Raw genomic sequence first — 21,801 nt, 5'->3', positions numbered from 1 at the left:
AATATCTTGATGATATTTGCTTCAAAATTAACTCAATGCCGCGAAAAATATTTGACTTCAAAACGGCCTATGAGATAGACTTTAATAAAAGTAAAAGTGGTGCGGTTGAGATTTGATAAAAGAAAAGCCCACATCAGCAGATGTGGGCTTTTCTATAATTATTTAAAATCTTTCTCGAATTCATCAAGGCTTTCTTTAAGGAGTGTTACCGTATAAGCCATGCTTGGACCACCACCAAATGCAACTGAAACAAGTGCAGCTTCTTCAATTTCTGGACGTGTTGCACCATGTTTTAATGCTTCATGTGTATGGTAAACAATGCAGTATTCGCAACGGTTATACACCGCAATCCCAACACTGATTAATTCTTTCGTTTTAGGATCTAATGCTCCAGGAGCATAACTTTTTCCTAAAAGATTCATAAACGCACCAACACCTTCTCGTTGTGTACGTGATAATTCAGTTAAACCACCTGTAAAAGCTTTATACATTTCTCTAACATCATATTGTGCCATGATCGTTCCTCCTGTATGTATATGTCCATGCTAACACAAAAAGAAATATCTTCAATTGTTTTATCCATACTTTTTTTGAATTGCAGATATTTGATATACTTATGAAAAATAAAACAATCTAAGACTGATTGTGTAAAAGGTTCTTCACATGAATAAAATATCAGTTACAATAGTAGTAAGAATGGAGGGGGAGTATGAAAAAAGTTAGACTTAAAGATATTGCGAAGTTAGCGCATGTTTCAGAAGCATCCGTTTCTTTAGTATTAAATGACGCGCCCTCACGAATTTCAGAAGCTAAGAAATCAGAGATTAAACGGATTGCGGAAGAGTTAAATTATCGACCAAATTATGTTGCTCGCAGTCTTTCTACGAATAAAACGCAAACAATCGGCTTAATTATTCCAGATATTGAAAACCCCTATTTTTCATCATTTTCTAAACATGTTGAAGATTTATTACGTAAAGAGGGATATCTCGTTTTTATGGTCAACAGTGATGATCATGTTGAAAATGATCGCACGCTTATTAAAGAACTTAAAGATCGGCAAGTTGATGGGTTAATTCTCTGTCCTGCTTTGGATGCATACCGTGTGAATGCGGATGTACAGCAGGAGTTGGATTCGATTGGGGTTCCTTTTGTGTTGGTAGACCGCATTTTTGAAAACATTCAAACAAATCAAGTTTCTTACGATAATGAATATGGTGGGTATCTGGCGACACAATACCTCATTGAACAGGGTTGTAAACACATTGCATGTTTTACCGGTTCTTTACTTACCTATGGTGGGCGTCAACGTTATGAGGGTCATCTTCGTGCCTTAAAAGAATCCGGATATTCGATTTCAAAGAAAAACCGTTATGAAGGGGATTACCGGTATGAGACAGGGTATGTTTTTGGAAAGGATGTCGTAGCACGTAAAGACATCGATGGGGTCTTTGCATGTAATGATCTCATGGCTTACGGATTGCTTAAGGCGATGGATGAAGCTGGACTGACTCAGAAAACCCTTAAAGTTGTGGGGTATGATAATTTAAAACAATCAGAGATGTTTGGGATTCCGTTAACTTCTGTTTCTCAAGATCTTTCCGTTTTAGCGATGCATGCATGCAAACAGCTGCTTAAACAAATAGAAGATCAAAGCTATCAAGTCGATACTGTGTTAAAACCGGAACTTGTTCAATAAGCATGAATCATCGGATTCATGTTTTTTTTGAGTTTTAGGTTAAACGCTTAATCTAAAACTATTGACAGCGGTTACAAAGCGGTGTAAACTAGAATCACAAGGAGGTTAAGCGCTTAATCATGAAGAAACAAGCATTTGAAATTAAAGAGAACGTGCTTACTCCGGAGCTTTATCAAGCGATGCATTCAGTCTGTAACTTTAAAGCATATGCCTTAGAGGATATTCAGATGGCGCTTGATCATGATTTATACGATGTTGTGGTGTTTGATGGTGACCAAGCGGTTGCCATTGCCCGACTGGTCGGTGATGGAAGGATTGTGTTCTTTCTCAAGGATGTCATCGTACATCCGCAATATCAACATCAAGGCTGTGGCGATTTACTGATGCAATCAATCTTTAAGTATCTTGCACGGGTTGCCTGTCAAGGTGCTTATGTAGGTCTCATGGCGACGCCAGGTGTTGAAGCGTTTTATGCTCAGTATGGTTTTATCACAAGACCGACTGAAGAACTAGGAAGTGGGATGGTGTTATTTTATGAGCAGTAAGATCTATGTACTTGGAAGTATTAATGCGGATTTGATGATTTCCGCGAATCGTGTCCCTCAACAGGGTGAAACGATTGCTGGCTATGATTATTTTGAAGCAATTGGGGGTAAGGGTGGTAATCAAGCAGCGGCATGTGCCAATCTGGGCGCCCCTACATTTCTCATTGGAAGTGTTGGACGTGATTATCATGGTCAACTTGCCTTAAATGCTTTAAATAATTTTGGGGTTAATACAAATCATGTTCTTCTCAGTGATGATGAACATACCGGGGTTGCGATGATTTTAAAAACAGATCACGATAATCGCATAATTATAAACCAAGGTGCGAATGCGAATATTAGTGTTCCACGCATTCATGAAGCCCTACAGGGATCTAACCAGGATTTCTTTTTAACTCAATTTGAAGTTCCACTCTATGCCGTATATGAAGGTCTCAAACAAGCAAAAACCTTGGGAATGACAACGGTGGTGAATCCAGCCCCTGCGGTAGTGATGAATGAAGATTTTTATCCATTAATAGACTATCTTGTGGTAAATCAATCAGAGAGTGAAATTTTGACAGGGATCTTCCCTCATGATCTTGAGGATTGTAAGCGTGCGGCCACAACCTTATGTGAACGAGGTGTTAAGACGGTTGTCTTTACCTTAGGTGGCTCGGGAAGTATCTGTATTTCTAAAGATCACGTTGATATCATCCCATCTTATGCAGTAGATGTAGTAGATACAACGGGAGCAGGCGATGCTTATATTGGAACGTTCTTATACGGTCTTAGTAAGCAATGGAATCTTCAAAAAGCATTAACCTATGCAAGTGCTGCAGGTGCCCTTGCATGTACAAAACAGGGTGCTCAAGAAGCACTTCCCACACTTGAAGCATTAACAGATTTTATGAACCAAGGAGGAAATGATGAGTAAACGAAAAATTATCATTGATACAGATCCAGGCATTGATGATGCCGTGGCACTGGCAATCGCTTTATTTTCAGAAGAACTGGATGTTCAGTTGATTACAACGGTTGCAGGAAATGTAAGTATTGAGAAGGTTACGAAAAACACCTTAAAGCTGTTGCCCTTCTACGGTAAAAAAATTCCAGTGGCCATGGGTGCATCCCGTCCCTTACTAAGAGAACCGATTGATGCCAGCGGTGTACACGGTAAAACGGGGATGGATGGTTATGATTTCCCTGAGGAAGATCGAAGTTTGCTTCTCGATAAAAATGCGGTAGAGGCAATGTATGAGGTCATTATGAACAGTGCGGAGAAAATTACACTTGTTCCAATTGGTCCACTAACCAATATTGCTTTATTAATTCGAGAATATCCGGAGGTCATTGAACGCATTGATGAAGTGGTATTAATGGGTGGTAGTGTCGGACGTGGTAATGCGGGTGTCTATTCTGAATTTAATATTAAAGTAGACCCAGAAGCTGCGAAGATTGTTTTTGAAAGTGGTCTAAATATTGTGATGGCAGGTCTTGATGTAGGTCTTAAAGCCCTTGTTTATCCGGAAGATTCTGCATTGATTAAGGACATGAATCCTGTTGGAAATATGTTTTATCACTTATTTAAAACCTATCGTGGTGGAAGCTTTAAGGTTGGTTTAAAGATGTATGACAGTTGTGCGATTGCATACTTACTTAAACCAGAAATGTTTGAAGTGGTGGAGACATTTGTAGGTATTGAGACCCAAGGGGAATATACATCAGGGGCTACCGTGGTAGACCTAAAAGGATATTGTGGTCAGCCCGCAAATGCGAAAGTTACGACTGATATCGATGCGGATCTGTTTAAAACATGGTTCCTCGAATCAATTCAAAAGTGTCAAACGAAAAACTAATATAAAGGAGAATGAAGGTTATGAGTTCATTTGTTATGTATGGAGCAGGCTTGATTGCAGTCGCAATCGTAGTTGTCATGCTTCTTAAAAAACTCGATATTAAGATTACGTTGTTTGGTGTTGGTATTTTACTCATGATGGTAGCAATTATGATGGGGAATGCGGTTATTGAAGAACCGGTTCATATCTTAGTTGATCCACTTCTTGCGATTATCGATCAATTTAAGAAAACACTCCCAAGTTCTGGGTTTGTGATTCTTGTATTGGGTGGTTATACGGCTTATATGAATAAGATTGGTGCAAATGAGGTAACGGTTAATACCCTTACAAAACCCCTCAAAGGCATAAAATCAGCATACGTTTTGGTTCCAATTGTATTCTTACTCGGGAACTTGTTATCCCTTGTAATTCCAAGTGCATCCAATTTATCCATTATTTTGCTTGCAACCTTGTATCCAGTTTTAAAAGAATCAGGGATGTCAACATTAACTGCAGCCGCAATTATTGCGACAACGGCAACGGTTATGCCAACACCATTAGGTGCAGATAACGTTGCGATTGCTGCGGAACTTGGAATGCCTGTTGCAGATTATGTCTTCCAACATCATGCAATTGTTTCCGTACCAACACTTCTTGTGATGGCACTCGCACATACATTCTGGCAAAAATACTGCGATAAAAAACTTGTAGCAAGTGGTGAAGAAAAGGTTGCTCTGAATGTAGAAGCACCCAAGCAAATTGAAGGCAGTGGGCTTTATAAATTTGTCTACACATTGCTTCCCTTGTTACCAATCTTAATTTTACTTGTTGTCTTTGCAATTAATGCAATCACAGGATCAACCTTGAACTTATCTGTTGAAGTGGTATCGATGATGTCCTTTATCATTGCGATTGCGTGCGAACTGATACGTCATCGTGATGGAAATAAAGTCTTAACAGCTACAGAATCCTTCTTTAAAGGGATGGGAAATGCAATGGGGATTGTTGTCTTACTTGTTGCTGCTTCAACCTTTGTGAATGGACTTAAAGCGATTGGTCTAATTACCCAACTTCAAACGGTAATGCAAACAACCCAAGCTTCAGGCTTTGTCTTACCACTGATTCTTGTACTCTTTACAGCACTGATTGTCCTCTTGAGTGGTAGTGGAATGGCACTCTTCTATGCAATGGTACCGCTTATGGTTCCTCTTGCTGCAGCAGCGGGCATTAGTCCATTTGCGGTGACTGTGCCAATGGGGCTTGCAGGAAACTTACTACGTGCTGTTTCACCGGTATCTGCCGTTGTGATGATTGTTGCAGGAACAACAAAAGAAGAACCGTTTGATATTGTGAAACGTACATCGGTTCCAATGATTGTTGGTACGGTCTTTATGTTTGTACTTTCAATGATTATATTCTAAAAACAAAAAACACATCACCGATTAGGGTTGATGTGTTTTTTTATGGATATCAAGGGCTAAGATTTTGGTGACTGTGTCAGCAGTTAGACTTTGTGTTTGATCGTACCCTCGAAGAAAGGAAACAAAATAATCAAGAAATTCTTCAACGTGATTCTTATCGAAGGTATAGGACCCCTTTAGAATACGACGGATAATCCCTTGATGCATAATATAGGCAAAATTCACGATCGTTGAAACATCATCGGCTCTAAAATATCCCGCCTCGACACAAGGGTCTATTGAAAGTTGGTTACGCCGTTTCATTCCTTGCCCTAAAACAAGATCACTGATGTGTTTTGCGGGTTTGGTTTTATGCATTGGAAACGTTGCGTTGTAAGCATCCATATGACTTAAAATTTCATCAGACTTCTCAGAATCAAATACGTAAGTATAGATTTCGGGATCTTTAAAAGACCAATCGGAATAACATCGCCACATTAATAAATACTTATCAAGTGCATTAAGGTCTAAGTTAATAATGGTTTCAAGATCACTGAGGTAATCGGTGATGGTATGGATCATGGCGAAAGCAATCAGTTGGTCAAGATTTTCAAAGTAATTATAGAGGGTAGCACTGTTGTATCCGGCAATGTCTGCGACTTTTCGGATGGTGATTGCTTGCATGCCTTCGGTGTTCACAATTTCTTTGGCTGCCTGCATAAAATAGAGCATGGTTCGTTGCTTTTTTAATTTTTTATGGCTCATTGTCATGACAACCTCCTTACTATGTGAATTATATAACATATACAAATAAATCACAGGGGGTTTCCGGTTTTTTTGGTGCTTTTTCATCATGTTTATCGATATTTAGGGAATTTAGAGCTAAGTTGGTGAATTCTTGGCATTTTCGTTCTTTACACCAAAGGTAATGAATCTCTTTAAAGGCTATGTTATAATTGAATAAATTAATGGGAGGAATTTATATTTATGGCTACACCACATATTAATGCTGAAAAAGGGCAAATCGCTAAGGTTGTATTAATGCCTGGAGATCCACTTCGTGCAAAGTTTATTGCGGAAACATTTTTGAAAGATGTGAAACAATTTAACGATGTTCGTAATATGTTTGGATATACAGGAACCTATGAAGGCGTTGAAGTATCAGTAATGGGTTCAGGAATGGGACAACCAAGTATTGGAATTTATTCTTATGAACTTTATTCACAATTTGATGTTGAAGCAATTATTCGTATTGGTTCAGCAGGATCGTATGTTGAAGGACTTGATGTTTATGATGTAATTCTTTCAGACAGTGCATACAGTGAATCTTCATTTGCGAAAGTTGGATTTGGATATGAAGAAGATGTTCTTGAACCAAGTAAGATGTTAAATGATCAATTACGCGCTTCAGCTCAAAAATTAGAAATTCCAATGCAAGAAGGACGTATTCATTCAAGTGATGTTTTCTATCGTGACTCGGGCGTTACATGGCAAGAACTTGCAAAGAATCATGGTGTTACATGTGTTGAGATGGAATCATTTGCACTGTTTGCAAATGCTAAGAAATTAAACAAACATGCAGCATGTCTTCTAACAATTTCAGATTCATTTGTAACTCAAGAAGTGACTTCAGCAGAGGAACGTCAACTCTCATTCACAAATATGATGAAGATTGCGTTGGATGCAGCAATTTCTTTAAAATTCTAAAAAAATAAAACTCATCGATAATCGGTGAGTTTTTTTATTTCTAATCAAACTACATTTGTAGTCATCCCGCTTGATATCGCAGAAATACCATGATAAACTACAAATGTAAACGATAAAGGAGGACGAAAATCATGAATAAAAAAACCTATAACGTAACAGGGATGATGTGTGCATCCTGTCAAAGCCAAGTTGAAAAAGCATTACAAGGTGTTGAGGGGGTTGAACATGTGGAGGTTAATCTCCTTACCAATCAAGCCGTTATTACATCACAAAACACAATTCCTGAAGCTGATTTAATCCAAGCGGTTGAAGATCAAGGTTATGGCCTTGAAATCCCCAATCCAGTCCAAGAAAAAACAGTTGATCTCAAACTTACCGATATGACCTGTGCATCCTGTGTTGCGAATGTGGAAGGTGCACTCCAACACTTAGAAGGCGTCTCGTCCGCAAGTGTTAATTTAATGACCGAACGTGCTCGAGTGACCTATGATCCTCATAAACTAAAACTGGTGGATATGATTCAAGCGATTGAACATCAAGGCTATGGTGCAAGTCGTTTGGATGAAGTTGACACAGTATCAACAGATCTCCAAACACAACAAGCTCACAAAGCGAATCGTACTCTTTACATGAGTTTAGTCTTAGCGGCTGCCATGCTCTATATTACAATGGGTCAAATGTTTGCCTATAAACTCCCATTACCATCCTTTATCGATCCAAATCTTAATGCATTAAACAATGCCCTCTTACAAATCATCATTACGGTACCGATTGTTTGGTTAAACCGTGATTACTTCAAAAGGGGTTTTAAAACATTATTCAAAGGACATCCTAATATGGATTCTTTAGTTGCTATTGGAACTGGAAGTGCAATGCTTTACAGTTTCTACGGATTCTTCAAAATTTTAAATGGCGAAGCGCATTTCGTACATCATCTCTACTTTGAGTCTGCTGCGGTAATTTTAGCGTTGATTCGTCTGGGAAAAACCATGGAGTCTCGCAGTAAAGCGAAGACCACCAGTGCCATTAAAGCATTATTAAACCTTAAACCAGAAACGGCACTTTTGATTCGTGAGGATGGTGTTGTGGAAATTGATGCGGATGAAATCCGAATTGGTGATCATTTGCTGGTAAAACCGGGTACATCCATTCCAATGGATGGACGAATTTTAGAAGGCGAAAGTGCGGTCGATGAGTCGATGTTGACTGGAGAAAGTATTCCAGTTGATAAAACGCGAAATGATGATGTTGTGATGGGGACCATGAATCTTAATGGTCGTCTTGTCATCGAAGTGACCGTTGATGATCAAAATACAAAACTTGCCCAAATTATTCGTTTGGTTGAAGATGCGCAAAACGAAAAGGCACCCATCTCTAAAGTAGCAGATAAAGTCGCAGGTGTGTTTGTTCCTGTGGTTATGGTCATTGCGCTTATTTCTGGAATTTTATGGTTTATCGCTACCAAAGACCTTGAACGTGCCCTTACAATTTTCGTAACGGTACTCGTTATTGCTTGTCCGTGTGCACTTGGACTTGCAACCCCAACGGCAATCATGGTCGGAACCGGAGTGGGTGCACAAAATGGTATTTTTATTAAATCAGCGGAAGCACTTGAGGCTGCTGCGCATATTGATACCGTTGTTTTCGATAAAACAGGAACCTTAACACATGGGAAACCTGTTGTAACGGATATCATCACGAACGTGCCTGAAAATGAATTCTTAAGTATTGTAGGTTCACTTGAAAATGCTTCCGAACATCCTTTAGCACATGCGCTTGTTTCAGAGTTAGAAAAGCGAAATCTAGAAATCTTAGCCATTGATTCATTTAAATCAATCTCAGGAAAAGGTCTTCAAGGAAGTGTTGGTGGAAAATCCATTGCAATTGGAAATGAAGCGTTGATGGCTTCGTTAAATATCTCTACAGATCGTTATGAAGCAGATGTGAAACGTTTATCTCAAGAAGGTAAAACGGCGATGTATGTTTCAGATCAAACAGCATTAATGGGGATTGTTGGAGTTGCGGATACTGTTAAAACTGAATCAATTGAAACCGTAAAAGCATTACAAGATATGAACTATGATGTCATTATGCTTACCGGTGATCATCGTGATACAGCACACGCAATTGCCCATCAAATTGGCATTAACCATGTGTTAGCAGAAGTGATGCCTGAAGAAAAGGCAGCCAAAATAAAAGAACTTCAACGTAACGGTAAAAACGTCTTAATGGTAGGAGATGGGATTAATGATGCGGTCGCTTTGGTTCAAGCCGATGTTGGGATTGCAGTCGGTACTGGAACGGATGTAGCGATTGAATCCGCGAAAATTGTGCTGATGAAAGATAACTTGAAAGATGTTGTGAATGCATTAGCCCTCAGTAAAGCAACCATGCGTAATATAAAACAAAATTTATTCTGGGCATTTGCGTATAATGTCGTGGGGATCCCTTTTGCGGCGGGAGTTTTTAAAGTCTTATTCCAAGGGCCACTTCTTGATCCAATGATCGCCGGTGCCGCAATGGCTCTAAGTTCCGTAAGTGTTGTTTCAAATGCATTGCGTTTACGTCGCTTTAAGATTAAAATATAAGAGAAAGGCGGTAACTATGAAGCATATAATTTTTGTGGATAATATGAAGTGTGAGGGATGCGTTAAACGTATTTCAGAAGAATTGGATAACACACGTGTGGATTATACGATCAGTTTGGTCAATAAATCCGTAACGGTTGAAGGATCAAACGATACCGTCCATGCAGCAAAACAAGCAATTCAATCAGCAGGCTATTCTGTAAAATAGCCTGTTTTTCTTATTTTCACGTGAAAATAGAGCAATTTAGTAGGATTAAATTGGAATAACTATATGAAGCAAAGACAGATTTGCACAAGCAACAAACATATAAGTGTGAAAATATTGGTTTTAAACCGTTTTCATGTGTGAAAGCGTAAACTACTGCGCATGATTTCATTGAGAAACCCATTTGTATTTGTTATAATGGGAAAGGTAAATAAGGAGGCAATTATGACAAAAAGAACTGTCAGTGATTTGGATGTTGCTGGTAAGAAAGTCATTGTACGTGTTGACTTTAACGTTCCATTAAAAGATGGCGTTATTACAGATGATAACCGTATCAATGGTGCACTTCCAACAATCAAATATTTGGTAGAAAACAATGCAAAAGTTATTCTTATGTCACACTTGGGGAAAGTAAATCATAAGGATTCAGAAAAAACTGAAGCAGACAAAGCTAAAAATGATATGGCACCTGTTGCAGTAAGACTACAAGAATTAATGCCTGAAACAAATGTTAAGTTTGTTCCAGTTACACGTGGTAGTGCGTTAGAAGATGCTGTTGCAGCTATGGCTGATGGCGACATCGTGTTAATGCAAAACACACGTTATGAAGTTGGCGAAAGCAAATGCGACGACAACTTATCACAATACTGGGCAAGTTTGGGAGACTTATTCGTAACAGATGCATTTGGATCTGTTCACCGTGCACATGCTTCAACAGTAGGGATTGCACAACATCTTCCTTCAGCACTTGGATTCCTTGTTGAGAAAGAAGTTAAGTTCTTAACAGAAGCAATCTATTCACCAAAAAGACCATTCGTAGCGATTTTAGGTGGTGCTAAGGTAAGTGACAAAATTAATGTTATTGAAAACTTATTAGACGTAGCTGACAAAGTTATTGTTGGTGGTGGAATGGCTTATACATTCTACAAAGCAAAAGGTTACGAAATCGGAACTTCACTTGTTGAAATGGACCGTATTGATGTAGCGAAAGCAATTATGGAAAAAGCAGGCGATAAATTAGTATTGCCAGTTGATACTGTGGTTGCTAAGGAATTTGCACCAGATGCAACACCAGTTGTTGTGCCTTCAAATGAAATTCCTGCAGATATGATGGGACTTGACATTGGTCCTAAGACAATCGAATTATTCGAAAAAGAATTACAGGGTGCGAAAACTGTTGTTTGGAATGGTCCAATGGGTGTGTTTGAATTTGACGCATTTGCTCAAGGAACATTGTCAATCTGTAAAGCAATTACAGAACTTCCTGATGTATTGAGTGTTATCGGTGGTGGAGATTCCGCAGCGGCAGCAATTCAATTAGGATTCAAAGACAAAATTACTCACATCTCAACCGGTGGGGGAGCAAGTTTAGAATTTATGGAAGGAAAAGAATTGCCAGGTATTGCAGCAATTCAGGATAAATAAAACATGAGAAAACCGATTATCTTTGGTAACTGGAAAATGAATAAGACGATTGTAGAAGCAACTGAATTCGTTCAAGGTGTTGATGCATTTGTTACAGATAAAGCAGACTTTGGTGTGGCAGTGCCTTTCACAGCACTCCAAGCATCCATTGCAAATGCTAAAAACTTACATATTGCAGCTGAAAATGTTCACTGGGCAGCAAACGGTGCTTATACAGGTGAAATCTCAGTTGAAATGTTAAAAGAAATTGGCACAAAATGGGTTGTTATCGGACACTCAGAACGTCGTCAATACTTCAACGAAACAGATGAAGACATTAATAAAAAAGCAGCTGTATTAATCGAAAATGGTATGACTCCAATCGTTTGTGTTGGGGAGACATTATTTGAATTTGAAGCAGATAAAACAGAAAAAGTTGTTCGTAAACAAGTTGCGGGTTGCTTAAGTGGTTTAAATGCAGACGATGTTCAAAACATCGTGATCGCATACGAACCTGTTTGGGCAATTGGAACTGGTAAGAGCGCAACAGTTGAGATTGCTCAAAACACATGTGCTTTAGTTCGTGACGAAGTTAAAAACTTATTTGGAGCAGAAGTTGCAGATAAAGTTCGTATTCAATACGGTGGATCCGTTAAACCTGAAAACATTGAGGAATACATGTCACAAGAAGACATTGATGGTGCATTAATTGGTGGAGCTTCACTTCAAGTGGATTCATTCAAAGCAATCATCGATGCAATTAAATAATTTATTAACAAGTTAATAAAAGAATAAATAGAGGCTCAGGAGGATATAACATGCCAAGTATTATTGATATTTATGCACGCGAAGTCATGGACTCACGCGGTAACCCAACAATTGAAGTAGAAGTAACGACAGAATCAGGCGCATTCGGACGCGCAATGGTACCATCAGGTGCTTCAACTGGTGAACGCGAAGCGTTAGAACTTCGTGATGGTGATAAATCACGTTTCGGCGGTAAAGGTGTATTAAAAGCTGTTGCTAACGTTAACGATATTATTGCTGAAGAATTAATTGGCTTTGATGTAACACAACAAAACTTAATTGACCAAGCAATGATCGAATTAGACGGTACATCCGATAAATCAAAATTCGGTGCAAACGCAATCTTAGGTGTTTCAATGGCTTGTGCTATTGCCGCAGCTGATTTCTATGATATGCCACTTTACAAATACTTAGGTGGATTCAACGGAAAAGAATTACCTGTTCCAATGATGAACGTTATCAATGGTGGTTCACACGCTGACTCATCAGTTGATTTCCAAGAATTTATGATTATGCCAATCAGTGCAAAATCAGTTAAAGAAGCAATCCGTATGGGTGCTGAAACATTCCACGCATTGAAATCAGTATTAAAAGAAAAAGGTCATGTTACAGCTGTTGGGGACGAAGGTGGTTTCGCTCCAAACTTAGCATCAAACGAAGAACCTTTAGAAGTTATTGTTGAAGCAATCAAACGCGCTGGTTTCGTACCAGGTGAAGATATCGTTCTTGCAATGGACGTTGCTGCTTCAGAATTCTACGATGTAGAAAAAGGTGTTTATGTATTAAGTAAATCAGGTGGCGAAGAATTAACATCGGATCAAATGATCGATATGTACGAAGGATTCTTAAACAAATACCCAATCGTATCAATCGAAGACGGTTTAGGAGAACGCGACTGGGATGGATGGAAACGTCTAACAGATCGTATTGGTGACCGTTGCCAAATCGTTGGTGATGACTTATTCGTTACAAACCCTGCAATTCTTGCAGAAGGTATCGAAAAAGGAATCGCAAACTCAATCCTTATTAAAGTTAACCAAATCGGTACTTTAACAGAAACATTTGACGCTATGGAAATGGCAAAACGTGCAGGATATACATCAGTAGTTTCACACCGTTCAGGAGAAACAGAAGATGCAACAATCGCTGACATTGCAGTAGCATTTAACGCAGGTCAAATCAAAACTGGATCAATGTCACGTACAGACCGTTTAGCTAAATATAACCAATTAATCCGTATCGAAGATGAATTAGGTTCAGCAGCTAAATATTCAGGTGCTAACACATTCTTCAACATCAAAAAATAATTAAACGTTGATCAAACTCACTCGAAAGAGTGAGTTTTTTTATGCGACAGAATCATCCCAAACGATAAGATGCTACACAATAATCTCATAATGAAGATTTGATATCGTTTTCAATAACTTTTAGACAATCAATAGCAGTTATCAAGGCTTGCATGTTGCACCGGACCATGGTAGTCTTAAGGTATGAAAAAACTCCATATATTTCTGGTAATAGGGTCCGGAAGTTTCTACTTACATCCCGTAAAGATGTAAACTATGGCAAAAGAGCCTTATCTTCATGATAGGATATTTTCACGTCTCTTTCTGCCACATATAATGGCAGTTTTTTTATATATTGAGGAAGAGGAGGACATTACGTGAAAAATATTCTCAATAAGTATTTTGGGATTGAAGAAGCAGGTTCGACAATCAAACGTGAATTTGCGGGAGGGTTAACGGCATTTCTTTCAATGTCATACGTTATTTTCGTTAATCCAATTATTTTAGGGCAAGCAGGAATGCCGAAGGATGCGGTCTTTATTGCAACCATTATTTCCTCGGCAATTGCAATGTTAATTATGGGGCTTTATGCGAAGTTTCCACTAGGCCTTGCACCGTGTATGTCGATGAATGCGTTCTTTGCTTTTAGTGTTGTCATGCAAATGGGGATTTCATGGCAAACAGCTTTGGCTTCGGTGCTTGCATCATCAATTTTATTCATTATTCTTGCTGCTTCAGGCGTTCGATCGAAGATTATTAAATCGATTCCACTAACCATTAAGCATGCAGGAACGGTGGGCCTCGGTATTTTTATTGCTTTTGTAAGTTTTAAAAACTCAGGGATTATTGTACCCGATCCAGGTATGTTTATTACTTTTGGTGGTTTTGATAATCCAAATGTTATTATTGCATTTGTAGGGATTATTACGGCTGCGTTTTTCTTGGTTCGTGGCAATCAATATGCTGTATTTCTCGGTATGGTTGGTGCAGCGGTTTGTGGCTTGTTGATGCGTTTAGGGGTAAATATGGGCGTATTATCAATGGCACCAGATGTAGTTGCGACGTTACCGCAATTGCCAGCAGGAAGCCCTATAGTGTTCCCTATAGAACCAATTCAAACAATGGTTCATGAAACCATGTTTGTAGCGGTGAAAGAATTACCGAACTTATTGAATCCACAAGCGATTATTGTAGTTTTAACGTTCTTATTCTTAGACTTCTTTGGAACTGCAACAACATTATCCGCTGCGGCATCACAAATTCCACATATTCCACAAGAAGAATTTGAAAACAACAATCGTATTTATATGGCCGATGCCCTTGGAACATTTGTAGGTTCACTTTTTGGAACATCAAATCTTTCAACGTATATTGAATCAGTATCGGGAATTATTAATGGTGGACGAACAGGACTTATGGCAGTTGTTACGGCAGTGCTCTTCTTGTTATCTATGTTCTTCTATCCTTTATTATCGCTTGTAACGCCAGCTGTCACAACACCAGCTATGGTTGTGATTGGGATCTTTATGATGCAAAACATTACAAATATCGAATGGCACTCAGGATTTGAAAACATTATACCTGCCTTCTTAACAATCGTGATGATGCCTCTAACGGGATCAATTGCTTTAGGGTTAACTTTAGGATTTATTTCCTATGAAATGTGTATGATTTTTGCGGGACGTGGTAAAGAGCTTCCTAAGATTATGCACTTTATTACCCTGATTTCAATAGCATATATTTGTACGTTGTAGTATAATACTAAGTAAAATTGAAAGAAGGTACCCATGAAATTACTCGAAGAAATAATACAAGAAAAAGGTAAAGTTAAATCTGAAGAAATTGTGGATGTGAGTTCATTTTTGAATGCTCAAGTAGATCCTAAAGTTATGGAAGCTTTAGGAAAAGACTTCGCAGATTTCTATGCAGATTATGACTTTGATTTGTTTGTAACAGTTGAGACATCAGGAATTGCTCCCAGTGTTTTCGCAGCGTTGTATGCAAACAAACCGCTAATCATTATCAAAAAAAGTTTAACTGAAAAAGATGACCCTAAGTTTATCCAGCAATCATGTTTTTCATTCACAAAGAAAAACGGTTATCACTTAACCGTACCGAAACATCTTATTGAAGGAAAACGTGTTATTCTTCTCGATGATTTCCTTGCGAAAGGAAGTGTTGTTCATAATGTAGATAAACTTCTAAGCCAAGCGGATGCATCGCTTGTCGCAACCGGTATTTGTATTTCAAAGAATTTTCAACCGGGTTATCAAATGCTCGTAGATGAAGGACACGACCTATATTGTCAGGCACAAATCGAATCCATCGATGTGGATTCAGGGAAGATTACCTTTAAATCATAAAAAAACAACGTTAATCAACGTTGTTTTCTTTTTCATCAAGCGGTTCATCCACTGTAATATCATTGAGATGAATGGTGGGATGCTCTTCCGTTTGTGGTTCATTAGCAATTGCTTCGTCTTGTTTTGCCTCAAACTGTTCTTGTTTGAGTGCATCATTTTTAGCTTTTTCTGCGCGTTTTGCTTTTCGTTTTGATTTCCAGACTAAATCTAAGATTAATCCAATAAGATTCGAGCTAAACATCACAATAATCCATATAAACAGACCATTGAATGCAATTGCATTGCCACCAGAACGAGCTACCGAGAACGCAAGGGCCCAAAATGATGCAAGCATTCCAAGGATAAAAAATACAATGCTTACCCAAGATCCAATATTTATAATAAAAAATGCATAGACGGATACGACAAGTGCGAGAACGACTTCATTTAATAAGAGATCCATTTGGAATGGAACTTTAAAAACGAAAAAGGTCATCACAACAAAGGTAATTAGGGTAATCGCAAGCATTACAAGACTCACAATGAGTTTTTGTTTCAGATTAAATTTTTTCATGGTTGACTCCTTTATTAAAATATAACACATTTTACTTTTATTTCACCTATTATACTGTATCATTAGAGAGAGGTGATTGATATGAGTAGTAAATTAACGATTGAAGGATCGGGCAGTATCTATGTAACACCAGATATGATGCGTTTTAGCTATGAATTAGTACAAGATGATTCGTCGTATGCAAGTTCGTTTGATGCATTAAAAAAACAATATGAAAATATTGTGAAGGCCTTTAAGCGCGTAGAGTTTAATACCAGTTTGATTAAAACGTCAGGGATCGAGGTTTCCATCCTCCAACCCACCGAAAATCAACCCAAATTATTCCGATGTGTGCAACGCCTTGTTTTTGAAGATAGTATTAATCTTACGAAGATGTCGGAGTTGTTAGATCATTTAAGAACCGGTGATGACTTTAATTTCAGTCTTTCGTATTTCTTAAAAGATTCAACCAAAGCAGATAATGATGCCTTGATTCTCGCGATTAATCAAGCTACCGATAAAGCGAAATTGATTGCGGATACTTCAGGGATCCGATTGGGTCATATTTGTAATATGGAGTACGTGAATCATGCTACTGCAAGACCAATGCATCGCATGGCCAGTGCGGATATGATGGGTTCCACGATGACTGCAAATGACTTAGCCGTGACACAATCCATTGTCATGAGTTGGGAAATTAAGTAATATTTAACGTACTTAATATCGAAGAACTGGTTTAATGAAACCACAACGTTTCATCACAATCCAAAATTTCCGTTTATCACTTAATAATGAAAACGGAAATTTTTTTTATGAATTTGAAAAAACATAAACCGTTCGAGCGTAACGATAGGGGATCAAAGTACCCATACATTTTTAGATATCAAGTAATATAGGGACTTGAAGTCGAATAAACATATCACGACGACCGGAATTGGTATTGGGCATTTCGTAGAGTACTTCACAAATATAATCCCCATTAATGACAAGGTTTTGCGCATTGATGAGTTGATGAAAGGTATGCATTGCTTCTATTTCATCCTCAAAAGATTGACAGAAAAAGACGGCATAATCCCCCTGTGGGAGCCTGTCGTTAGCTTGAGCTGGATCATCGACAAAGACAAAAAGTTCTTTTGAGTCAAAGTGTTGCCGGATAAAGTTTTCCTTGGACATAATGGAACCGACTCGATTAAAAAGGGTTTTCGATTTTAGGTGATGTTTAAAGTCGCGCAACGCATATTCATAGGCATCAATCGACATTTCGTAAATATTTTGTGTAATGGGATAACGGTAGATATGGCGTGCATGAAACGAGCTGATTTCCATCCAGTGCTTATCCATATTTTGTGTATACAAGTTGGTGGTTTCCATAAAACGATGGATTGACTGAATTTGATGGATAATCGATCGATGTTCATCGAGAAGTTGTTCTTCTTTTAATTTAAGGGAAGCCTTCAAAGACTCAAGGCTGATTTTTTGTTTTAGAATGTCATGAATCTCCATGAGATTAAAGTCTAATCGTTTAAGAAACTGAATCATATCCAACGTTGCAGACTGTTCAATCGTATAGTAGCGATAATGCGTTTCTGGATCAATCGAAGCCGGTTTGAGAAGACCGATTTCATCATAATACCGTAATGTTTGAATGGAAACATCGTTCAAACGGGCAATTTCCCCGATTCTTAATTTTTGCATAAACCCTCCTTGACTCTCACCTTACTATAGAGATTATACTATAGTTGTGAAATATATATCAAGAAATAGGAGGCTTGGATATGAAACACGAAAAGGTACGCGTTATACAATATGGCTGTGGTAAAATGGCCGAAGTGATTGTTCGTAATTTAGTTGATCACGGTGCAGAAATCGTGGGAGCGATTGATGCGAATCCGAAATTAGTAGGGGTGGATGTCGGTGACTTTGCGAATTTGGGACGTAAAACCGGTGTACTGATTTCCGATGATGCTGATAAGGTATTATCAGAATGTGATGCAGATGTTGCGATCGTGACAGTATTTAGTTATATGAACGATATGTACTCAATTTTTGAAACATGCGCAATTCATGGTGTAAACGTCATTACGACTTGTGAAGAAGCAATTTATCCATGGACCACCGCACCATCAGAAACTAATCGACTTGATCGTCTTGCGAAAGATTACAATGTTACCATTACGGGAAGTGGTATGCAAGATATCTATTGGATTAACATGCCGTGTCTTGTTGCAGGCGGTGTGAATCGTATTGAGAAGATGTATGGAACGGCTAGCTATAATGTAGAAGATTATGGACTTGCACTGGCGGAAGCACACGGTGCTGGTTATGATCTTGAGACGTTTGAAAAAGAAATTGCGCAAGCAGAAAGTTTGCCAAGCTATATGTGGAATGCAGGCGAGGGCATCTGCGCAAAAATGGGATGGACCATTAAGGCCATTTCACAAAAAAGTGTTCCGTATGTTTTAGATCATGCAATTTATTCAGAAACATTAGGACGTGAAATTCCAGCGGGGGATGCGATTGGTATGTCTGCGGTCACCACAATCCTTACACATCAAGGCCCAGAACTGGAAGTTCAATGTATTGGGAAGGTTTACGGTGAGAATGATGGGGATCTCTGTGAATGGAAGATTGTCGGAGACCCAGATGTAGTATTCTCAGTCGAAAAACCGGATACGGTAGCACATACGTGTGCAACGGTTGTAAACCGTATACCACAAGTGCTCGATGCACCGGCAGGATTTATCACGGCCGAAAAACTTGAGGAAATTCATTACCTCACGTATCCAATCGATCACTACGATTTCTAAGAACAACAAACAAAGAAACACTTTGGTTTGCCCTTTTGAACTAAAGTGTTTTTCTTATGTTTTAAGATGTTGTGATACGTAGTGAAAATCGTTATAATGTGCGTAAGGAGGGTCCATTATGAGTAGTCAAGATTTTAAGTCTGTTTTTGATATTATTGGACCAGTTATGGCCGGACCCAGCAGTTCTCATACTGCTGGAGCAGCGCGGATTGGAAAGATAGCACGCAGTATTTTTGGAGAATGTCCAGAGCGAGCCAATATTTATTTATATGAATCGTTTGCGAAAACGTATAAGGGACATGGGACCAATGTTGCGTTAGCGGGCGGTCTTTTGGGGATGGATCCCGATGATACGCGCTTGCATGAATCCCTTCTCATTGCACAAGAAGAAGGGATGAAGGTGACCTTTATTCCTTTAGTGGATAAGGTGGATCATCCCAATACTACAAAAATTGTAATGCATAAAGCGGGGCGTAAATGTACAGTCGTAGGAATATCGATTGGTGGCGGAAATGTAAAGATTACCGAGATCAATGGTACGAAAGTGGAAATCGATGGGGGTGTCCCAACAATTCTTATTTTTCATGAGGATTGTCCTGGGATGATTGCGAAGGTCGCAACCATTCTCAGTGAGATGCACATTAATATTGGTTCCATGAAAGTGGATCGTGAGGAAAAAGGAAAAAAAGCGTATATGGTGATTGAACTGGATCAAGATGATTTGGAAACATCACTGGATCGCTTACGATGTGTGGAGAATATTTATGAAGTTCTCTACATTGCGAAATAGGAGATATTATGTTTAAATCTATCCAAGAATTAGTTGATACTGCTACAGAGCGTGGAAGTTTATCTGAAACAATTATTGAATTTGAAATGAAGCGTTCCGAAGAATCCCGCGATGTCATCGTTCAACGTATGGGTTCACAACTGGATGTTATGAAACGAACCATTGAGCAGGGGAAACGCGGTGTAAAATCGACCACGGGTCTAACGGGTGGTGATGCAACCAAGATTTCAAAATATTTAAGTCATGGTGAAACGATTTGTGGACCGACGGTGATGACTGCGGTTCAAAATGCAGTTGGAACGAACGAAGTGAATGCTGCGATGGGTATCATTTGCGCAACGCCAACGGCGGGGAGTGCCGGTGTTGTGCCGGGAGTATTATCGGCAATTTCAGAACGTTATCATCTTACACGCGAACAAGAAATTAATTTCTTGTTTGTAGCGGGAGGTTTTGGTTTGGTGGTCGCGAATAATGCGTCCATTGCAGGTGCTACAGGGGGTTGTCAAGCTGAAATTGGCAGCGCCAGTGCGATGGCAAGTGCTGCGGTTGTGGATGTATTAGGGGGAACACCAAAGATGTGCGCCCATGCTTTTGCGATGACAATCAAAAATATGTTGGGTCTAATTTGTGATCCTGTCGCAGGCCTTGTGGAAGTGCCGTGTGTTAAACGAAATGCTTTGGGTGCGTCACAAGCTTTAGTATCCGCCGACATGGCGCTTGCCGGTGTAGAGAGTGCCTTGACACCGGATACGGTGGTAGAAGCAATGTATAAAGTAGGAAAAGAACTTCCGCGTAAATTCCGAGAAACCGGTGAAGGGGGTCTTGCGGATACAATTGAAGGAAGAGCCCTTGCGGAAGCAATATTTGGAAACGAAAAGACTGAATAATCAGTCTTTTTTTTCATTGAGCACAAAAATTGAGCGGTTTAGGTCGTTTAAACACTTTCTCGCTATAAAATTTGGTAGGATAGCCTTATATTCTAAGGAGAAGATAATGATTCAAATTAAAAATTTACAGGATAACAGTAATATTGTGGAAGTTGCTTCCATGGGTTGTTTTAAAGTATTGGAATACCAAAAGGATTTAAGTGTGAGTGCCGAAAATGCGATTGCTGCATATTATGCATCCGAGATGAATATTCGTAAGCGTCAAGTCTATGTTCAACTGGAAAATCAAGCCGTAACGGTTAGTGCTGGTGCGATGCAATGGTCTGCCGGTGATGTGAAGATGGGTGCAGATGTGAAAGGTGTTGGGGATTTTATTGGAAAAGCAATCAAAGGTTCTGTAACGAAAGAATCTGCTGCGAAACCGCGATACTCCGGAACGGGATATTTGATGTTAGAACCGACATATAAACACATTCTGCTTGAACGTGTTGAAGATTGGGGAAAAATTGTGCTTGAAGATGGTTTATTCCTTGCCTGCGATTCAGATATCAAACAAAAAGTTGTTTCTCGTGGGAATTTATCATCCGCAATGATGGGTGGAGAAGGTCTTTTTAACCTTGCACTCGAAGGTCATGGTGTTGCGGTTTTGGAAAGCCCAGTCCCTCGTGAAGAACTGATTGTAGTGGAACTTCAAGACGATGAAATTCGAATTGATGGAAACTTTGCGATTGCATGGTCTGGATCCTTGGATTTCCGTGTCGAAAAATCTACCAAAAGTTTAATGGGTTCTGCCGTTTCAGGCGAAGGATTTGTGAATGTGTATCGTGGTACAGGTAAAGTATTGCTTGCGCCGATTGCCTAAAAGAGTCACTGACTTTTTTTTTGTATCCTTTGAGTCCCTTTTAATAACAGATGCTACCTAAAAACCTATCATTATGGTATATTTTCTTTAGAAAAGAGGTGA

General features: G+C 39.0%; 22 protein-coding genes, 1 pseudogene and 1 riboswitch. Of the genes and pseudogenes, 19 read left to right on the top strand and 4 right to left on the bottom strand.

Annotated elements, in window-relative coordinates; all coding sequences use genetic code 11:
- Positions 1-116 (top strand): annotated as a pseudogene (locus EPJ90_RS07335) (IS30 family transposase); the annotation flags it as partial.
- Positions 117-158: 42 nt separating this feature from the next.
- Here EPJ90_RS07335 and EPJ90_RS07330 read toward each other — a convergent pair.
- Positions 159-515, bottom strand: a complete 357-nt coding sequence (locus tag EPJ90_RS07330) for a carboxymuconolactone decarboxylase family protein (RefSeq protein WP_003774883.1) — start codon at positions 513-515, stop codon at positions 159-161.
- A 194-nt stretch (positions 516-709) separates the two neighbouring features.
- Between EPJ90_RS07330 and EPJ90_RS07325 the strand changes: the two genes are divergently transcribed.
- The 5 genes from EPJ90_RS07325 (at position 710) to dcuC (ending at position 5,482) form a co-directional block, all read left to right on the top strand.
- Positions 710-1,699 carry a LacI family DNA-binding transcriptional regulator gene (locus EPJ90_RS07325; protein ID WP_161637411.1) on the top strand — a complete coding sequence of 330 codons (990 nt, stop codon included), beginning with the start codon at positions 710-712 and terminating at the stop codon, positions 1,697-1,699.
- 119 nt (positions 1,700-1,818) lie between these two features.
- Positions 1,819-2,244, top strand: a complete 426-nt coding sequence (locus EPJ90_RS07320; RefSeq protein WP_161637410.1) for a GNAT family N-acetyltransferase — start codon at positions 1,819-1,821, stop codon at positions 2,242-2,244.
- On the top strand, positions 2,234-3,160 hold the full coding sequence (locus EPJ90_RS07315; RefSeq protein WP_200542880.1) for a ribokinase: 927 nt from the start codon (positions 2,234-2,236) through the stop codon (positions 3,158-3,160). The genes EPJ90_RS07320 and EPJ90_RS07315 overlap by 11 nt, the downstream gene beginning before the upstream one ends.
- Positions 3,153-4,082, top strand: a complete 930-nt coding sequence (gene rihC, locus EPJ90_RS07310; RefSeq protein WP_161637409.1) for a ribonucleoside hydrolase RihC — start codon at positions 3,153-3,155, stop codon at positions 4,080-4,082. Before EPJ90_RS07315 ends, rihC begins: the two co-directional genes overlap by 8 nt.
- Before the next feature lie 20 nt (positions 4,083-4,102).
- Positions 4,103-5,482: a C4-dicarboxylate transporter DcuC gene (gene dcuC / locus EPJ90_RS07305; protein WP_200542879.1), complete on the top strand. Its 1,380-nt coding sequence runs from the start codon at positions 4,103-4,105 to the stop codon at positions 5,480-5,482.
- A gap of 21 nt (positions 5,483-5,503) precedes the next feature.
- Here dcuC and EPJ90_RS07300 read toward each other — a convergent pair whose 3' ends face one another.
- Positions 5,504-6,226, bottom strand: a complete 723-nt coding sequence (locus tag EPJ90_RS07300) for a TetR/AcrR family transcriptional regulator (RefSeq protein ID WP_244660398.1) — start codon at positions 6,224-6,226, stop codon at positions 5,504-5,506.
- A 222-nt stretch (positions 6,227-6,448) separates the two neighbouring features.
- On the opposite strand from EPJ90_RS07300, the gene deoD reads away from it, so the two are divergent.
- The 8 genes from deoD to EPJ90_RS07260 all read left to right on the top strand — a co-directional run bounded on the left by deoD (position 6,449) and on the right by EPJ90_RS07260 (position 15,821).
- Positions 6,449-7,168: a purine-nucleoside phosphorylase gene (deoD, locus tag EPJ90_RS07295; protein ID WP_013853271.1), complete on the top strand. Its 720-nt coding sequence runs from the start codon at positions 6,449-6,451 to the stop codon at positions 7,166-7,168.
- 131 nt (positions 7,169-7,299) lie between these two features.
- Positions 7,300-9,756 (top strand): heavy metal translocating P-type ATPase, encoded by a 2,457-nt coding sequence (locus EPJ90_RS07290; protein WP_161637563.1) that lies wholly within the window; start codon positions 7,300-7,302, stop codon positions 9,754-9,756.
- A gap of 16 nt (positions 9,757-9,772) precedes the next feature.
- Entirely contained in the window at positions 9,773-9,964 is a 192-nt protein-coding gene (locus EPJ90_RS07285) for a heavy-metal-associated domain-containing protein (RefSeq protein WP_125163700.1), read from the top strand.
- Between the two features lie 222 nt (positions 9,965-10,186).
- The gene (locus EPJ90_RS07280; RefSeq protein ID WP_161637562.1) at positions 10,187-11,386 is read left to right on the top strand and encodes a phosphoglycerate kinase; all 1,200 of its coding nucleotides are present in this window, start codon (positions 10,187-10,189) and stop codon (positions 11,384-11,386) included.
- Positions 11,387-11,389: 3 nt separating this feature from the next.
- The gene (gene tpiA / locus EPJ90_RS07275) at positions 11,390-12,133 is read left to right on the top strand and encodes a triose-phosphate isomerase (RefSeq protein WP_161637561.1); all 744 of its coding nucleotides are present in this window, start codon (positions 11,390-11,392) and stop codon (positions 12,131-12,133) included.
- Positions 12,134-12,183: 50 nt separating this feature from the next.
- Positions 12,184-13,479, top strand: a complete 1,296-nt coding sequence (eno, locus tag EPJ90_RS07270; RefSeq protein WP_161637560.1) for a phosphopyruvate hydratase — start codon at positions 12,184-12,186, stop codon at positions 13,477-13,479.
- Between the two features lie 174 nt (positions 13,480-13,653).
- A riboswitch (purine riboswitch) is annotated at positions 13,654-13,755 on the top strand.
- Positions 13,756-13,835: 80 nt separating this feature from the next.
- Complete coding sequence (locus tag EPJ90_RS07265) at positions 13,836-15,212, top strand: solute carrier family 23 protein (RefSeq protein ID WP_200542877.1); 1,377 nt, start codon at positions 13,836-13,838, stop codon at positions 15,210-15,212.
- A 33-nt stretch (positions 15,213-15,245) separates the two neighbouring features.
- Entirely contained in the window at positions 15,246-15,821 is a 576-nt protein-coding gene (locus tag EPJ90_RS07260) for a phosphoribosyltransferase family protein (protein WP_125163696.1), read from the top strand.
- A gap of 10 nt (positions 15,822-15,831) precedes the next feature.
- Here EPJ90_RS07260 and EPJ90_RS07255 read toward each other — a convergent pair whose 3' ends face one another.
- Complete coding sequence (locus tag EPJ90_RS07255) at positions 15,832-16,374, bottom strand: hypothetical protein (protein WP_200542876.1); 543 nt, start codon at positions 16,372-16,374, stop codon at positions 15,832-15,834.
- A gap of 81 nt (positions 16,375-16,455) precedes the next feature.
- Here EPJ90_RS07255 and EPJ90_RS07250 point away from each other — a divergent pair, with 81 nt between their 5' ends.
- Complete coding sequence (locus EPJ90_RS07250) at positions 16,456-17,058, top strand: SIMPL domain-containing protein (protein ID WP_161637556.1); 603 nt, start codon at positions 16,456-16,458, stop codon at positions 17,056-17,058.
- Positions 17,059-17,229: 171 nt separating this feature from the next.
- Here EPJ90_RS07250 and EPJ90_RS07245 read toward each other — a convergent pair whose 3' ends face one another.
- Positions 17,230-18,048 carry a MerR family transcriptional regulator gene (locus EPJ90_RS07245; RefSeq protein ID WP_200542875.1) on the bottom strand — a complete coding sequence of 273 codons (819 nt, stop codon included), beginning with the start codon at positions 18,046-18,048 and terminating at the stop codon, positions 17,230-17,232.
- An 80-nt stretch (positions 18,049-18,128) separates the two neighbouring features.
- Between EPJ90_RS07245 and EPJ90_RS07240 the strand changes: the two genes are divergently transcribed.
- The 4 genes from EPJ90_RS07240 (at position 18,129) to EPJ90_RS07225 (ending at position 21,699) form a co-directional block, all read left to right on the top strand.
- Entirely contained in the window at positions 18,129-19,160 is a 1,032-nt protein-coding gene (locus EPJ90_RS07240; protein ID WP_161637554.1) for a dihydrodipicolinate reductase, read from the top strand.
- Positions 19,161-19,278: 118 nt separating this feature from the next.
- Entirely contained in the window at positions 19,279-19,950 is a 672-nt protein-coding gene (gene sdaAB, locus EPJ90_RS07235) for an L-serine ammonia-lyase, iron-sulfur-dependent subunit beta (RefSeq protein ID WP_200542874.1), read from the top strand.
- Between the two features lie 8 nt (positions 19,951-19,958).
- On the top strand, positions 19,959-20,837 hold the full coding sequence (sdaAA, locus tag EPJ90_RS07230; RefSeq protein WP_200542873.1) for an L-serine ammonia-lyase, iron-sulfur-dependent, subunit alpha: 879 nt from the start codon (positions 19,959-19,961) through the stop codon (positions 20,835-20,837).
- Positions 20,838-20,943: 106 nt separating this feature from the next.
- A complete protein-coding gene (locus EPJ90_RS07225) occupies positions 20,944-21,699 on the top strand; it encodes an AIM24 family protein (protein ID WP_161637551.1) in 756 nt (251 codons plus the stop codon).
- The last annotated feature ends 102 nt before the right edge of the window (positions 21,700-21,801 follow it).

The organism is Erysipelothrix sp. strain 2 (EsS2-7-Brazil), assembly GCF_016617655.1.
Taxonomy (GTDB): domain Bacteria; phylum Bacillota_I; class Bacilli_A; order Erysipelotrichales; family Erysipelotrichaceae; genus Erysipelothrix; species Erysipelothrix piscisicarius.
This window is presented reverse-complemented; position numbering and strand designations above follow the sequence as displayed.